Raw genomic sequence first — 16,127 nt, 5'->3', positions numbered from 1 at the left:
GTTTACTTATCTCGTTTAGTTTGCCCATAAAAAATCCCAAAACCGATAAGGGTTTTGGGATTTTCGTGAAATAAGGATAATTAAAATAATTAAATAGACACCCTCATTTAAAAGCGTTTTTTAAAGTTTTTCGGGGCTTGGTTTTGCAACGCTTGCATTTGTTTCTGCATCTCTTCGCTGCTTGGCAAATTATTTGGATCCAGTCCCATTTGCTTGGCGATTTGGGCTTGGTTGACATCTTTCATGCCGCCTTGTGCTTGACCACCGCCGCCAAATAATGGACCTGCGGCAGCTGACGCACCGCCGCCACCACCGCCCATCAATCCTTGCATGGATTTCATCATTTTACTGATGCCTTCCGGCTTCGATATCATTTTCATCATTTTTGCCATTTGCTTATGTTGCTTTAGCAAACGATTGACGTCTTGAATCTCACGGCCAGAACCAGCGGCGATACGGCGCTTACGGCTTGGGTTAATTTTATCTGGATTTTGACGCTCAAACGGTGTCATGGAATTAATCAATGCTTCCATCTCGCGCACTTTTTCTTCAGGTTTGGCATCTTCGACGGCTTTTTGCATATCCGAGCCGCCCATACCGGGCATTTTATCAAGGAAACCTGCCATGCCACCCATGTTTTTCATTTGCTGAAACTGGGTTAAGAGATCTTCAAGGTCGAACTCGCCGCCCTTTTGCATCTTTTTCGCCATTTTTTCCGCTTTTTCACGGTCGATTTTTTGCTCCACTTCTTCAACTAAACTTAAGACGTCACCCATGCCAAGAATACGTTGAGCGATACGTTCAGGGTGGAATAATTCTAGCGCATCTAATTTTTCACCGCGCCCTAAGAATTTAATCGGCTTACCGGTAATGGCGCGTACTGATAAGGCAGCACCGCCACGAGCATCACCATCGGTTTTGGTTAAAATCACACCGGTCAATGGTAAAGCATCATTAAAGGCTTTGGCAGTATTTGCCGCATCCTGACCAGTCATCGCATCAACGACGAACAAGGTCTCAGAAGGATTAACGGCAGCGGTTAATGCCTTAATCTCAGCCATCATAGTTTCGTCAATCGCTAGGCGACCCGCTGTATCGATAATCAAAATGTCTTGATACTGAATTTTGGCTTCTTCAATGGCACGTAGCGCAATATCAATCGGGTTTTCATCAGTCGTTGAATTGACGAACTTAGCATTCACCTGACCGGCGACTTGTTCTAACTGCTGAATCGCTGCTGGACGATAAACGTCAGCTGATACCAGCATGACTTTCTTTTTATGGCGCTCTTGTAAAAATTTTGCCAACTTACCCGCAGTTGTGGTTTTACCTGCACCTTGCAAACCTGCCAGCAAGTAGATAACCGGCGGCTTACCAGTCATTTCTAGCTGCTGATTGGCACTGCCCATCATTTCAGTCAGCTCATCGTGAACGATTTTTACAAAGGCTTGTCCGGGCGCTAACTCTTTGAGCACTTCCGCACCCATCGCTTGCTCTTTCACGCGTTTCACAAAATCGCGCGTCACTGGCAATGCCACATCGGCTTCAAGAAGTGCCATGCGCACTTCACGCAACGTGTCTTTGATATTGTCTTCAGTCAGCTGCCCTGTGCCTGCAATGTTGCGCAGGCTGGAGGTCAGGCGTTCGGTTAAGGTATCAAACATAAATAACTCTCAATAAATAATGGGTCAAAATAATGGATTAGTAAATGCGGCTTATAATATATAAGGAGTAACTTATAAGAAGTGACTTGGGCTAAACACTTCTTGTTAAAGATATAAGATAAATAATTTTGTTAAAGTATAACAATGAAAATGATTCTCAAAAAAGGTCTATTTTATGATAAATTGAATGTTTGTTCTAATCATACCATTTTAGCATTAACTTGAGCGTCCGTAAGTGACCATATCCATAAGTTAAGGATGCTCCTGCTATTCAATGAGGCTTGCCTGTGGTCGTTGCGTTTTTAATCGCTAGTATGGCGTATATTTTGGTCGGTATCTATTTGGGTTGGGCGTTGGCAACCGATAGACCAATCCATAAATGGGGCACGCTAAGTGTTCTGCTCATCGGTATGCTGGCGCACGCGATTCTGCTCTATCCTTATATCGTGACTTTGTATGGGCTAAATTTCAATTTATTCAATACGTTAAGTTTAATCAGCTTATTTTTCTTATTGTTTTATGGGCTATTTTGTTTATACCGACCCATTGTCAGCTTAGGTATTCTTGCTGCGCCAACCGCACTTATTGGTGTCACTATCGGTTATATTGGGCGTGCGCCTTATCAGCCGCTAACCGATGTCAGTATGGGGCTTGAGGCACATATCATCCTCTCACTTGCCGCTTATTGTGTGCTACTCATGGCAGCGGTGCAAGCACTCTTCTTACGTCTACAAATTCGCGAGTTAAAACAAACCACCATTCATCGTTTTTGGGTCAATAAGTTGCCGTCATTACAAAGTATGGAGGCATTATTATTCGATATGATCATGGTTGGCTTTGTGCTGCTCAGCATCGCGTTGGGTCTCGGCTTGATTTATGTGCAAGATTTAATGGCACAGCACATCGCCCATAAGACGGTATTCAGCGTGTTGTCGTGGTTGCTATTTGGAATGTTATTAGTCGGCAATTGGCGCGCAGGCTGGCGCGGCAAGCAAGCAGCAAATATCACTATTTATGCCTTTATTTTGCTGGCAATTGGCTTTGTGGGTAGTAAATTTGTGCTGGAATTATTACTTTAATTTTGTCGAGAGTACAATATTTTTTTCATTTTTTTCTGTTCAATCATAAATGATAGGCGTAAAATTCATTCGAAATGAGGTAGCGAGGTTACTTGAGCTACTGATAATGATAGCGACTCAGTAATGGTGCTTGGCGATACTTTACGCTACTAGTTACGTCTAATAAATATCATCATCACTGACTGATATTCGCCATGCCTCTTTGCGATACCCTATAATTATTATTAAAAAATACCATAAATAATCACCATATGATTATTATTAAAAAATATCATAGACAGTCACAACATATAATTATCATAAAAATATCATTTTTGCATCGTTGCCTATGCCTCACTATTTTTACCGTTTTTTAGGTTGCTTTACCTCTTTTATCGCCCATTTTAGTTTCCAGCGTACCTGCTGACTTTTATAACCGTCATCCTATATTCATTACAAAGCCTGTTTTTGTGTGGTAATAATAGTGGTCTGTGTAGCACGCCATGTTATCTACTGCCCTTTTTTATTCCAACATCCTTTTTATCTTAATATCACCACACGGTTATGACCATGAATACAGTGTCCAGCCCCACAGCCGCGCTTGGTTACGGTACCGATAGACAATGGCTCGCCAAGCTTGATCTAAAGCTGGTACCAACAGGCGCTAAAACCCACCTCAAACAACTGGCTTTTACCGGTCCTTTACGTATTCAACGGCCTTTTTATCCGGAAGGCGGTGTTTGCCATCTTTATGTGCTGCATCCGCCTGGTGGTTTGGTGTCTGGCGATAAACTCACTATCAATATTCATGGCGCTGCTAATAGTCAAACGCTGCTAACCACGCCATCTGCGGGCAAAGTCTATGGGCGCGACAGCGATGGCGTGGTACAAGGTCAATCTGTTCATATTACGCTGGCAGATAATGCAGAATGTGAGTGGTTACCACAAGAAACCATCGTATATAGTGATGCTAATGCCCTGTTAGATACCCATATTGAACTGGACACTGGCGCGCGTTTTATTGGCTGGGATTTGGTATGTTTGGGTCGTCCGGCATCTGATGCACGCTTTACTAAAGGGTCATTAAACCAACGTATTCGCTTGTCGAGAGATGGACGCTTACTGTTCAATGAGCATTTGCAATTGGTTGCCGATAGTAGCTTGCACCACAGTCGTGTGGGATTACATAATCAGTCCGTTTTTGGCACGCTAGTCGCGTATGGCGCAGATTTCAACCCCGAACTGACAACGACGCTCCGCGCTGAGCTTGCCAGCCCTGCCTTTACGGTTACCCAGCGCTTGGGCGTGTTACTGGTGCGCTATTTGGGTGAGGATATGAATGAGTGCCGCGCGGGTATGTGGCGCGCATGGGCGTTGATTCGCCCGCCATTATTAGGACGACCGGCTTGCACGCCGCGTATTTGGCTGACGTAATAAGCATTCGCTGCATCACGATTCATTTACAGTCTAATCCTCTATTTTATTAAACATACGATTACTAATTCGATTGGCAACGGTTAATTTTAAAACAAAAATTTTAGTACTAATTCTAGAAAATATTTTCAAAATCAACACCTTTTAACACCGCTGTTTTTTATTTACCTACATTTGGTGGACTAAAAAATGGCTTTCTAGCAAGGATATACATTATGGAATTGACGCCAAGAGAAAAAGACAAACTGCTGTTATTTACCGCAGGCTTGGTCGCAGAGCGCCGTCTAGCACGTGGTTTAAAGTTAAATTATCCAGAGTCGGTGGCGTATTTGTCCGCGGCTATTTTGGAAGGCGCACGTGACGGTCGTACGGTGGCAGAATTGATGGGGAGCGGTCGTAATTGGCTCACACGCGAGCAAGTGATGGATGGAGTACCTGAGTTAATTCATGAAGTACAAGTGGAAGCCACGTTCCCTGATGGGACTAAACTGGTCACTTTGCACGATCCGATTCAGTAAAAGGAATACCAATGAAGCCAGGAGAATTACAACTGGGTGCAAACGATATTGAGCTAAATATCGGACGTGAAAAACGCACTATTATGGTCGCTAATACCGGTGATAGACCCATTCAAGTCGGCTCACATTATCACTTTGCTGAAGTTAATCCAGCACTATTGTTAGACCGTGCGCTGGCACGTGGCTTTCGCCTTGATATCGCAGCCGGTACCGCCATTCGCTTTGAGCCCGGTCAAAACCGTGAGGTCACCTTAGTGGCGCTGGGTGGATTGCGCCGCGTTTATGGGTTTCGCGGTGAGGTTATGGGCACATTAGGAGATCAAAATGTCTAGAATCAGTCGCAGTGCGTACGCTGAGATGTTCGGTCCGACCACGGGCGATAGAATTCGCTTGGCGGACACCGATTTATGGATTCAAATTGAGCACGACCATGCCATTTATGGCGATGAAGTCAGCTTTGGTGGCGGTAAGGTCATCCGTGATGGCATGGGTCAAAGCCAACTTGGCGATGCCGATACCGTTGATACGGTGATTACCAATGTGGTGATTCTAGACCATTGGGGTATTGTCAAAGCCGATGTCGGTATTAAAGATGGACGTATCGTTGCCATTGGTAAAGCGGGCAATCCTGATATTCAAGACGGCGTGACCATCAATTTGGGCGCTTGTAGTGAAGTGATTGCTGGTGAAGGGAAAATACTCACGGCAGGCGGCGTCGATACGCATATTCATTATATTTGCCCACAGCAAATTGAAGAAGCGTTATGTTCAGGTGTAACGACCATGATTGGTGGCGGTACAGGTCCAGCAACGGGAAGTAAAGCAACCACGTGTACGCCTGGCGCATGGCATATCTCACGCATGCTACAAGCGACCGATGAGCTGCCGATGAACTTTGGCTTTATGGGTAAAGGCAGTGCTAGCGTGCCTGCCCCATTGCGCGAACAGCTTGACGCTGGCGCTATCGGCTTAAAAATCCATGAAGATTGGGGCTCAACCCCTGCGGTGATTGATTGCTGCTTAGCGGTTGCGGAAGAATATGATGTGCAAATTGCCATTCATACTGACACGTTAAATGAGTCCGGCTTTGTCGATGACACACTAGGCGCATTTAAAGGGCGCACCATTCATACCTATCACACAGAAGGCGCTGGTGGCGGTCATGCCCCTGATATTCTAAAAGCCTGTAGCTTGTCCAACGTGCTGCCCTCTTCAACCAATCCTACGCGCCCCTATACGGTGAATACTGTTGACGAGCATTTGGATATGTTGATGGTCTGCCATCATTTAGACCCCAATATTCCAGAAGATGTGGCGTTTGCAGACTCGCGTATTCGTAAAGAAACCATTGCGGCTGAAGATATTTTGCAAGACTTGGGTGTTATCTCAATGATTTCATCTGACAGTCAAGCGATGGGACGTGTGGGCGAAGTGGTCTGCCGCACCTGGCAAACGGCACATAAAATGCGTCAACAACGCGGCTTATTACCCGAAGATGAAAAACTAGGTTGCGATAATTTCCGCGCTAAGCGTTATGTTGCCAAATACACCATTAATCCTGCCATTGCTCATGGCATCTCGCATGTGGTCGGCTCTATTGAGATTGGTAAGCTTGCCGATTTAGTCTTATGGGATCCAGCATTTTTTGGCATCAAGCCTGCGCTAATTTTAAAAGGCGGTATGATTGCTTATGCACCAATGGGCGATATTAATGGCTCAATCCCTACCCCGCAGCCAGTGCATTACCGTCCAATGTTTGGCGCTCAAGGTCGCGGTGCAGCTGCTACTAGCATTACCTTTGTTAGCCAAGCGGCACTCGATCGTGATATTAAAACCAAGCTAGCATTAACTCGTGAGCTTAATGCCTGTTTTAATACCCGCTCGATTCAAAAGCAAGACATGATCCATAATGGCGCAACCCCTGAGCTTGAAGTCGATGCTCAGACCTATGAAGTGCGCTGTGATGGAGAGTTATTGACCTGCGAGCCTGCCGAAGTGCTACCAATGGCACAATTATATATGTTGTTTTAAGACGCCTAATGGGGAAAACTTATGTTAAAAATCATTCACTATTTAGGACAAACGACGCAAGCGGTCGACGATAGCGTGACCTTGCCGTTTGAAGTGCGCCAAAAAGGTCGCTTTAAAGCGGTGAGCGAGAACGGAGTTGAATTGGGTGTGTTTTTAGAGCGTGGTCAAGTGTTAGCTGATGGCGACAAACTGCAAGCAGAGGATGGGCAAGTTTTTGCTGTAGTGGCTAAACCTGAAAACGTGGTCACCGCGCATGCTAATGATTGGGCAAGCTTTGCCCGCGCCTGCTATCACTTGGGCAACCGTCACGTTACCTTGCAATTAGGCGATCGCTGGTTACGCTTTCAACCCGATCATGTGCTTGAACATTTAGCGGAGCATTTAGGTCTGCGCTTAACTACTGAAGATGCACCTTTTCATCCCGAAGCAGGCGCATACCATGGTCATGCGCACAGTCCTGAGCACAGCCACAATCATCACCATGAACACTAATATGAATGCCACTAAACAGGCGGCTGTAGACAATGATGCTCAGCAATTACTGGCGCTATTGCACCTGTCCAGTCCTGCTTTACCCATCGGTGCTTTTGCCTACTCTAGCGGCTTAGAGTCAGCCATTGAACTTGGTTGGGTGAAAACCGAAGCGGAATTGCAAAGCTGGCTCGATGGGATGTTAAATGGATTGGCGCATTTGGATATTCCTGTATTGCTGCGCTTGTGTGCTGCTAGAGCTGAAAACGATACACAACAGCTGCAATATTGGAGTGATTTTTTACGCGCCAATCGGGAAAGTTATGAATTGTTATTTGAAGATGAACAACTTGCACTGGCATTAGTACGACTACTAAAAGGGCAAGCGCTCGACGTCAGCTCATTGCCGACTGAGCCTTCTTTTATGGCAGTTTATAGTCTGGCGGCTGAACATTGGGGTTTAAATGCCTCATGGGCGGCGCTTGGCTATTTATGGAGCTGGCTTGAAAATCAGCTTACGGTAGCGAGCAAAACCATTCCATTAGGGCAAACCTCAGCTCAGCGACTCTTAATTGCACTAAAACCTGCGCTATTGGCACATTTTGCCGTGGCGCAACAGCTCGAAGATGACCAACTTGGCTTAAGCTTGCTTGGGCAAGTGCACGCCAGCTGCATTCACGAAACGCAATATTCGCGTTTGTTTCGCAGCTGATTTCGTTATAAAACAATTTTTGGTGATAACGCGCATTGCTTTATCACCACCGTTTTATCACCCTTATTTATTTTGGAGACAATCATGACAACTCAATGTTTACGAGTCGGTGTCGGCGGACCTGTTGGATCAGGTAAAACAGCACTTTTACGTCAGTTATGTTTGGCATTACGTGGTCATTATGATTTGGCAGTAGTGACCAATGACATTTATACCAAAGAAGATGCACAATTTTTACTGCGCCATCAGGCATTGTCTGACGATCGCATTATGGGCGTTGAGACAGGCGGCTGCCCGCATACCGCGATTCGCGAAGATGCCTCGATGAATTTGGCGGCTATTGATACCCTACAAGAGCGCCACCCAAATTTAGAATTGGTATTGGTTGAAAGTGGCGGTGATAATTTATCCGCGACCTTTAGCCCTGAGCTATCAGACCTGACTCTGTATGTGATTGATGTGTGTGCCGGTGATAAGATTCCGCGTAAAGGCGGTCCGGGTATCACCAAGTCTGACTTATTAATTATTAATAAAACTGACTTAGCACCACTGGTTAATGCCTCACTTGAGGTGATGGCACGCGATGCCAAGCTCATGCGTGGCGAACGTCCTTTTGTATTTGCAAATTTAGAGCGCGGTGATGGGGTACTTGAGATTATTAAGTTTATTCAACGTGAAGGTATGCTTGCACCGTTGCCAGCTGATTTTTCAGTGGTCACCAGTGAGGCATAGGCTAAATGCTTAGTTTAAGCACGTAATAAACAGTTCACTTAATCTAACAGCACATATACCATTGCCCTATTGTCTATAGTTAAGTATTGACCTTTAGGCACTTATATTTAGACATCTATATTTAGGAACTCTTATGAACACACATAAAATGCGTCATGCCCTACTACTTGCCTCTTTTGGTCTACTGCCATCAGTCGCGTTTGCTCATCCTGGTCATGAAACCGCAGGTATGCTCTCAGGTATGCTGCATCCGTTATTAGGCTGGGATCATCTGCTGGCAATGGTTGCCGTTGGCATGTTGGCAGTGATGGGACGTCAAAAAATCGCATGGCAACTGCCAGTGGCATTCGTCAGCTTTATGCTGATTGGTGCGTTACTTGGCATGAATGGTTTGGCAATTCCCGCAGTTGAAACAGACATTTTATTATCACTTGTGGCATTAGGCGCGTTACTCGCCTTTGGGCGCGCAAGCTATCTGCCAGCCTTAACAGTAGGTTGTGCGTTGTTTGGTACATTGCACGGTAATGCGCACGGTATTGAGCTACCAGCCAACGCAGCGGCAATGAGCTATGTCTCAGGCTTTATGCTAGCGACCATTGCTCTCCATTTAGCAGGCTGCGCACTTGCTAGTATTGGCGCAAGCAAATGGCAATCTATGGCACTTAAAACCAGTGGTGTTGCTATTGTGGGTGCAGGCTTATTTGGTATCTTAAGCGTGATGTAATGATTACTTTATAAGTTTAGTACAGATTTCATAAGCACAAATAAAAACCCCCGATATGATATCGGGGGTTTTTATTTGGATATTAGATTCCTGAGCTTGGCTTTATATAATATTAATATTTTTAGTAGTGACATTAGCAGATGGTGCAGGTGTTGTTACCGTTACTTTTATTTTATCACCAGCATTACAGTCAGAGTAACTAAACCCGTATCTAACGGCTTTTTCAAAAGCTTCTTTATTACTTAATGGAACAGTATTTGGCACTGTCTCATAGCCACTAACAAATTCAGCTTTACAGCTACTACCTTCAGCAGTGGCACTAATTGTAGTACCTGATACCATAGATACAGACTGCATTGAATTACCGAACATCTGGAAATATCTAGTACCAGATTTGGCAGGCAATGTATCTGGCAACGCTTCAAATACAGGTGTACTGCTAGCTAAGCCCAAGACAAACTGATAGCGTAATGTTGCCGCCAGACCATTGTCACAGGTGCCTGCTATATTGGGCTGATAAACTAACGATGGTGCACACAGAGCGTCTGATGCGCCCTTTCTATATATAAATTCCCCTAAATTAGCATCATATTGATTATTTTCGTTATCATCACGGAAAAAGTCACCAATATTTTGAGTTAATATATCTCCTACACCAAACATGTTATCGCCATCAATATCTGTGTAGGCTTTATCACCTTCTACATAAGCGATAACGGTGACACGATTGTCTGCAGGGTATGGATTTTGAGTGCTAAACTCAACTGAGCAGATACCGTCCTTAGTTGTACAGTTTGGCGATACTCTTCCACCCTCCGAAACAAAACTTACTACCGTGCCATTAGGCACGGGGTTACCAGTTCTATCTACTAAGCTTACTTTAATAGTTGAAACATCACCATCGCGCTCATTAGCTAATACATTTTTAGTAATAGAAACACTAAAGCCATTCTGGGTGGCGCGTCCTGTAGCTACAGAGACATCCTTCGATAATGCAAATATATTGGCATTAGATTTTAAAGTCGCTTTTATTTCTACAGGCCCGGGTAATGCTCCTGGATACAGGTTAATCATAACCTGACCTTGCCCATCGGTTATTACTATTTGAGGAGATTGATTATTCAGTGTGACAAAACTAAAATCAGCAGGTGCATACACTTTACTTATTTCTACTTGTTGATTGGCTGCCGGTCGACCATTTGCGAATATTGTAAACTCTATTTTTCCTGAGCTTGATGACCCACTGTTATTAGCCCCTAATTGCACTTTATTTGTTGTCGTATAAACTACCGAACTGGCTTGTACGTTGGCAATATTAATTGTCACTGCTTGTTTGTTCGATTGGCTATTTATAGGGGTTGCAGTAATAGTTTGTTGTCCTTCACAAAGGTTACCATTTTCGTCTATCGCCTTATAGGTTGTAGCCACATCGCCTTGGTTACTTGATACTACGTTATTGTTGTCAAAAGTACCGCAACTTGCCGTAAAGTTTACAGTAGAATCATTTTTATAAAGACTATTCACAGTATCTTTTGTTTTTAACGTAATGCTTGCATTACCGCCTGATACTAAATTGTAGGAAGACAGCATAATATTTTCTAATACAATATCTACTGACTGTAATGTAAAGTTATAACTAGGCGTTGTCGCTGTCAATCCATTCTCCATAACAGTAGCTTTCACCTGATAACTGCCGGTATCTGTGTTATCTAACGGTTTAACAGAGGTACTCGCCTCTCCTTTCTCGTTTGTCAGTACTGACCCATTACTAGTGCCAAATTTGACTCCGTTACCTTCAAAAGTAACTAAAGCGCTACTGATAGGCTGTCCTTGAGCATCAGTGACAGTAACACTAGCAACTGCTCCTTCAGAGCTAATCGTACGTGTTAAATTGCCATTCGTATCTTTTAAAGAAAGAGTGGTTATATTAACCTTACTAGCTGGCGTTCCTGTACCACTACCACCACCCGTATTACCACCTGTACCAGGCGCGGGCGTAATCACATCCACCGTATCACCACCGCCACAGCCACCTAATGCAAGCGCGCAAGTTAAAGAAGCTAGTTGAAACAACTTAGTAGCAGAAGGTAGTGAAATATGGGACATGATTTAGGCTCCGCGGCAGCAAGAATGTAAAAAAAGCAAAAATAAATATACATCAGTATTAGGTGGTTAACTCAATGTAATAGTTATTAGAAATAGATAAAGGCAAGAGTAACAGAATGTATGCTATATATCACAATAACTTTACTGAATTTTTATCTGACTTACAACTGAATGTTCGGCGCTTGCATCATACAATCAATAACATAGCCACTTAAATTTAGGGTATAATAAGCAGCTTTTATAGCCACCGTCATTACAAAAAATTTGAATATTCATAAAATTTATGGTATAAATGTCGGCTTTAAAATTTTCTGAATTGATATTGATGTTATTAGCCTTTAGATGACAAAAATATCAATTCAACCTTCATATAGTTTTGTTTGGTGCAACGGTGCCGCTTGCTGTGTCCATGCCGCAAATACGTGCAACTTGCCCAGACCTGGTATGAGAAAACCTCATACCTCATAGATTAGGAGTTCGCCATGTCTAGAGTTTGCCAAGTGACTGGAAAGCGCCCTATGGTGGGTAATAATGTTTCGCACGCAAACAACAAAACCCGTCGTCGCTTTCTACCAAACCTTCATCATCATCGTTTTTGGGTAGAATCTGAAAACCGTTTTGTACGTCTACGTATCTCTACTAAGGGTATGCGTATCATCGACAAATTAGGTATTGATAAAGTGCTAGTAGATTTGCGCGCACAAGGTCAAAAAGTTTAAGCCACGCGCTTGCATGCCATCATTTAAAGGAAAGCTATCATGAGAGATAAAATCAAATTGGTGTCAACGGCTGGTACTGGCTATTACTATACCACCACCAAAAACAAGCGCACGATGCCTGGCAAAATGGAGATGAAGAAATTCGATCCAAAAATTCGCCAACACGTGATGTTTAAAGAAGCAAAAATTAAATAATTTTTATTGATTATTTAACGTAAAAAAAGGGTTTATCGATTGATAAACCCTTTTTTATTGTTTGCTGTTTACTATTAAAATCTTTAATCATAACTTAATGACTTTTATTAACATTCGCGATATCAAATAAAGGTTAACTTGTTAGCTATAATGCGTTGGCTCTTTATCATAGACATGAGCATGCCATTGGCTCATCTGCTTTTTCATAATGACCTGAATAGCCGCATGAATCATATGCTGACCAATCGACTGGGTATCACTGCCAAGTATCTCTCTCAGCTTATCAGAGAAATCAATGGTCATTAATGGCTCATCGCTCTTCTCGGCATCACGCAACACCAACTTGCCATCTTCTGCCTCTACCAACTCAAGCGTCGTCTCTTTGGCGAAGCCTGCAAAAGAGTCAGGGCTATCATTGTCTACTTCTATCTCATTATCAATATCATATGGCATTCAGTGTTTTTCCTTATTATCCCGTTTTATCATTTTATATAGCGCCTTACCTTATGACAAAAAGGGGCAAATACATTACCTTTACAATGGATGCTTTGCTTACCAAATTCAAGGGAGTTCTGATAAGTCTTCTGTATAAACCAGCAAAAACAATGAACCAAATAGCCACTTTAACGCTAATAGTTGGCTTAGCGCCAGTAGCGTAACTTAGCTATGGTAAATAAAAACGCTACAAACATACCCAAATAGTAAACCAGTTTTAACTCTAAACTAGGGTCACGATATTTAAACGGTAGCGCGACCGTGGCAGTAGCAGTCGGTAATATTAGTAACATCAATAGCCAATTTTCGATGACGTTCAGCCAGCCTTGTAAGTCGGTGCCATGACGTAATGACGCTAAACCGAGCAACAAACAGCCGATAATCAAGCTGGTAAATAGACCGTTCGGCAAGTCTTTAGGATAAATAATATTGGCAAGAGCTGTCGGTACGATTCGCATGCAAGTTTCCAAAAATAATCACGCATGACGTATAAACATCACATCGATTAAAGACATCAATAGAGTTAAAGAAAAAAATTTAACAAACAATTAGCTGTAGCCACCCATCAACCACAGCATAGCAATACAAGAGGTCAGACAGCCAAGACTAATCGCATTCCAGCCTTCAATATGCACACCATTAAGCTTATTAAATACCTTTGAGCCTAGCCAAAACAGAAGTGGAATACCAACAACAAATGCGGGCACTAAGACAATCGCGTGGCGCAGTACATCGTCAACATCATCGCCGGCTATTATTCGAAAGCCGTAACCTGCAAGGCTTAATATAAGGGCAAATAGTGCTAACCCTATGGTAATACCCTTAGGTACGAGGCTGCGTTTTTTAAAGGATTTTTGATAACCTTGCGCATTTGTAGACGCGGACGGGGTCACCGTATCTTGCGTATTCATAATTTACCTCTGTTGTGCGTATCATGATGATATTGATTAATACTTTAATAAGGCTATATGCTGATAAATCAATAACTTAATAAAACCTTTATTAATCATTATTCACCAATAGCACTGTTTACAAGTGACAGTTCTTGACGCATAGCATCAATAGCGGCACAGTAATCTGTTTGATTAAAGATGGCAGAACCAGCGACAAACATATCTGCCCCTGCTTCAGCAATGGCGCGAATATTATTGGCTTTAATGCCACCATCCACTTCTAAGCGAATATCACGACCACTAGCATCTATCAATTTGCGAACCGCACGTACCTTATCTAAAGTGCTCTCGATAAAGGACTGACCACCGAAACCCGGGTTGACGCTCATCAATAAGATTTGGTCAACTTTGTCCATAACATAATCTAAATAATGTAGAGGCGTGGCAGGGTTAAGCACCAATCCACATTTTGCACCACCATCTTTAATCAATTGCAATGAGCGATCAACGTGAGCACTGGCTTCTGGATGAAAGGTAATAACGCTGGCACCCGCTTCTAAAAACTGCTCAATCATGCCATCGACAGGAGATACCATCAGATGTACATCAATGGGTGCATCAATACCATAATCACGCAGCGCCTTACATATCATACTCCCAAACGTGAGGTTGGGCACATAATGATTGTCCATCACATCAAAATGGATGATATCCGCCCCTGCTTTTAGAACCGTTTCTACCTCTTCGCCTAAGCGGGCGAAGTCAGCAGATAAGATAGAGGGAGCGATTAAATAAGGCTGAGAGGGACAGATCATAGTTGAGCTACCTAGTTAGGGTTTGCTAGAGATTGTAGACAAGTTAAATATTAGAAAAGATAAATATGTTTAAAAATTTAAGATGGCGTAATAATACCATTATTGTGGCTTATATTGCGTTTTGCAATAAGCGCGACCCACTATAAAAGAACGCTTTGCTTGATGTTTGGTCGCGCGACCGCTTACCCGCTGTCGCCACAAACGAAAAGAAGAAGGCTTTAGCTCCTGACGCATCAATATAATCACATCTGCCTCACTAAGCCCATAACTTTGCGCTATCGCCGTAAACGGTGTTCTATCTTCCCACGCCATCTCTATTACACGTGACAGCTCAGGTACGCTTAGTACTTTATTAAACGCCACATTGGTAGCTTTTAATAAGCGCTCATTTGATGTCTCGATACTTTTGTCGCCACCTTCTTTAACAGTATGGGTGACAACCCTTAAATCATCAATATCAGCTTGTCGCTTTGCTCGTATTGCTTTATCTATATCCGCTTGCATGATAGCAAGAGACGACGAAAGGTTTTTCATAAGAACTTCGCTTCTAAGTTATTAACTTCTAAAAAACTAACTTTAAAAAATTATACGAATCATTATGTCGTTGCGCCCTTAAAACACAGGCTCTCGTTAGCTCAACTGTGCCATGCGCCAATGGTGCTCAATATGATCTTCAATTACCGATTGAATAAAATAGTAGCTGTGGTCATGACCTGCTTGATAACGTAGCGTTAATGGCTGTCCTGCCTTCGCACACGCTTGCTGCAACTTTGGCGTTTGTAATTGCCCATCTGCTAAAAACTCGTCGGCAGCGCCTTGATCTACCAAAATACTGGTGTACTGCTGACCGACAGCTTCAATAGTGTGAGCGGCATCGGACGCTTGCCATTTTTCTTTATCATCGCCAAAGTATTCTGTAAAAGCGGCTTGACCCCATGCGGATTCACTGGCGGCGCAGACCGGCGATAAAGCCGATACGCTGACAAATTTACTAGGGAAGGTAAAGCCTAATAGTAGCGCGCCATGTCCACCCATTGAGTGACCCATAATCCCGATACTGGCAATACCAAATTCGGTACGCAACAAATCATATAGCTCATCGGCAATATAGCTTTGCATATTAAAGTTGTCTGACCACGGCGCCTGAGTGGCATCAACGTAATAGCTCGCCCCTTGCCCGACGAAATAACGCTCATCATTTGGCACATCCTGCTCATCACTACTTCTAGGAGAAGTATCTGGCGCAATAAATATCATGCCAAGCTCGCTACATTTTTGTTGAAAATGCGCTTTATGAGTGACGTTATCTGCATTACAAGTTAGCCCCGACAAATATAAGATGGCTGGGCATAAGTGTCCGGCAAGCGCCTCATCGGGCAAATAAATACTGAAGGTCATCGCCGTTTTTGTCGCGTCAGACTGATGGCAATAATAGCGCTGCTCACCATCAAAACAACGGTTTGTACTGATCGTAGTCAGCTTAGTATTGGCAGGCAAACTATGGGCTTGAGGGATACTCATGATAGACGTTCCTTTTATATGACAATAATACAAATCGAA

19 protein-coding genes are annotated in these 16,127 nt (G+C 43.3%); 11 read left to right on the top strand and 8 right to left on the bottom strand.

Annotation, left to right across the window (positions count from 1 at the left end):
* Window positions 1-107 precede the first annotated feature (107 nt).
* On the bottom strand, window positions 108-1,664 hold the full coding sequence (gene ffh / locus H2245_RS08835; protein WP_182407031.1) for a signal recognition particle protein: 1,557 nt from the start codon (window positions 1,662-1,664) through the stop codon (window positions 108-110).
* A gap of 287 nt (window positions 1,665-1,951) precedes the next feature.
* Here ffh and H2245_RS08830 point away from each other — a divergent pair, with 287 nt between their 5' ends.
* The 9 genes from H2245_RS08830 (at window position 1,952) to H2245_RS08790 (ending at window position 9,344) form a co-directional block, all read left to right on the top strand.
* Complete coding sequence (locus H2245_RS08830) at window positions 1,952-2,743, top strand: cytochrome c biogenesis protein CcsA (protein WP_182407030.1); 792 nt, start codon at window positions 1,952-1,954, stop codon at window positions 2,741-2,743.
* A gap of 549 nt (window positions 2,744-3,292) precedes the next feature.
* Window positions 3,293-4,156 (top strand): urease accessory protein UreD, encoded by an 864-nt coding sequence (locus H2245_RS08825; RefSeq protein ID WP_182407029.1) that lies wholly within the window; start codon window positions 3,293-3,295, stop codon window positions 4,154-4,156.
* A gap of 215 nt (window positions 4,157-4,371) precedes the next feature.
* Complete coding sequence (locus H2245_RS08820; RefSeq protein WP_062533700.1) at window positions 4,372-4,674, top strand: urease subunit gamma; 303 nt, start codon at window positions 4,372-4,374, stop codon at window positions 4,672-4,674.
* A gap of 11 nt (window positions 4,675-4,685) precedes the next feature.
* The gene (locus H2245_RS08815) at window positions 4,686-5,006 is read left to right on the top strand and encodes an urease subunit beta (RefSeq protein ID WP_182407028.1); all 321 of its coding nucleotides are present in this window, start codon (window positions 4,686-4,688) and stop codon (window positions 5,004-5,006) included.
* A complete protein-coding gene (ureC, locus tag H2245_RS08810) occupies window positions 4,999-6,705 on the top strand; it encodes an urease subunit alpha (RefSeq protein ID WP_182407027.1) in 1,707 nt (568 codons plus the stop codon). The genes H2245_RS08815 and ureC overlap by 8 nt, the downstream gene beginning before the upstream one ends.
* A gap of 21 nt (window positions 6,706-6,726) precedes the next feature.
* Entirely contained in the window at window positions 6,727-7,197 is a 471-nt protein-coding gene (gene ureE, locus H2245_RS08805; protein WP_182407026.1) for an urease accessory protein UreE, read from the top strand.
* A 1-nt stretch (window position 7,198) separates the two neighbouring features.
* Complete coding sequence (locus tag H2245_RS08800) at window positions 7,199-7,888, top strand: urease accessory protein UreF (RefSeq protein WP_182407025.1); 690 nt, start codon at window positions 7,199-7,201, stop codon at window positions 7,886-7,888.
* Window positions 7,889-7,972: 84 nt separating this feature from the next.
* Window positions 7,973-8,620, top strand: a complete 648-nt coding sequence (ureG, locus tag H2245_RS08795; RefSeq protein WP_182407024.1) for an urease accessory protein UreG — start codon at window positions 7,973-7,975, stop codon at window positions 8,618-8,620.
* A gap of 133 nt (window positions 8,621-8,753) precedes the next feature.
* Window positions 8,754-9,344 carry a HupE/UreJ family protein gene (locus H2245_RS08790; protein WP_182407023.1) on the top strand — a complete coding sequence of 197 codons (591 nt, stop codon included), beginning with the start codon at window positions 8,754-8,756 and terminating at the stop codon, window positions 9,342-9,344.
* A 102-nt stretch (window positions 9,345-9,446) separates the two neighbouring features.
* Here H2245_RS08790 and H2245_RS08785 read toward each other — a convergent pair whose 3' ends face one another.
* Window positions 9,447-11,450, bottom strand: a complete 2,004-nt coding sequence (locus H2245_RS08785; protein ID WP_182407022.1) for an Ig-like domain-containing protein — start codon at window positions 11,448-11,450, stop codon at window positions 9,447-9,449.
* Window positions 11,451-11,932: 482 nt separating this feature from the next.
* On the opposite strand from H2245_RS08785, the gene rpmB reads away from it, so the two are divergent.
* Both rpmB and rpmG read left to right on the top strand, forming a co-directional pair.
* Window positions 11,933-12,169: a 50S ribosomal protein L28 gene (rpmB, locus tag H2245_RS08780; RefSeq protein WP_062533707.1), complete on the top strand. Its 237-nt coding sequence runs from the start codon at window positions 11,933-11,935 to the stop codon at window positions 12,167-12,169.
* Window positions 12,170-12,208: 39 nt separating this feature from the next.
* Complete coding sequence (rpmG, locus tag H2245_RS08775; RefSeq protein ID WP_045444249.1) at window positions 12,209-12,364, top strand: 50S ribosomal protein L33; 156 nt, start codon at window positions 12,209-12,211, stop codon at window positions 12,362-12,364.
* A 141-nt stretch (window positions 12,365-12,505) separates the two neighbouring features.
* On the opposite strand, the gene H2245_RS08770 is transcribed toward rpmG, so the two are convergent.
* The 6 genes from H2245_RS08770 to fghA all read right to left on the bottom strand — a co-directional run bounded on the left by H2245_RS08770 (window position 12,506) and on the right by fghA (window position 16,088).
* Complete coding sequence (locus H2245_RS08770) at window positions 12,506-12,817, bottom strand: hypothetical protein (RefSeq protein ID WP_182407021.1); 312 nt, start codon at window positions 12,815-12,817, stop codon at window positions 12,506-12,508.
* A gap of 188 nt (window positions 12,818-13,005) precedes the next feature.
* On the bottom strand, window positions 13,006-13,317 hold the full coding sequence (locus H2245_RS08765) for a hypothetical protein (RefSeq protein ID WP_182407020.1): 312 nt from the start codon (window positions 13,315-13,317) through the stop codon (window positions 13,006-13,008).
* A gap of 90 nt (window positions 13,318-13,407) precedes the next feature.
* The gene (locus tag H2245_RS08760) at window positions 13,408-13,770 is read right to left on the bottom strand and encodes a hypothetical protein (protein WP_182407019.1); all 363 of its coding nucleotides are present in this window, start codon (window positions 13,768-13,770) and stop codon (window positions 13,408-13,410) included.
* 98 nt (window positions 13,771-13,868) lie between these two features.
* On the bottom strand, window positions 13,869-14,567 hold the full coding sequence (gene rpe, locus H2245_RS08755; RefSeq protein WP_182407018.1) for a ribulose-phosphate 3-epimerase: 699 nt from the start codon (window positions 14,565-14,567) through the stop codon (window positions 13,869-13,871).
* A gap of 99 nt (window positions 14,568-14,666) precedes the next feature.
* The gene (locus H2245_RS12185) at window positions 14,667-14,930 is read right to left on the bottom strand and encodes a TIGR03643 family protein (RefSeq protein ID WP_310734130.1); all 264 of its coding nucleotides are present in this window, start codon (window positions 14,928-14,930) and stop codon (window positions 14,667-14,669) included.
* 267 nt (window positions 14,931-15,197) lie between these two features.
* Entirely contained in the window at window positions 15,198-16,088 is an 891-nt protein-coding gene (fghA, locus tag H2245_RS08745; protein ID WP_182407017.1) for an S-formylglutathione hydrolase, read from the bottom strand.
* Window positions 16,089-16,127: the final 39 nt, after the last annotated feature.

Origin of the sequence: Psychrobacter sp. GP33, assembly GCF_014119005.1 — a bacterium.
GTDB lineage: Bacteria > Pseudomonadota > Gammaproteobacteria > Pseudomonadales > Moraxellaceae > Psychrobacter.
The sequence above is the reverse complement of the archived record's forward strand: the minus strand, read 5'-3'. Positions and strand labels throughout refer to the sequence as shown.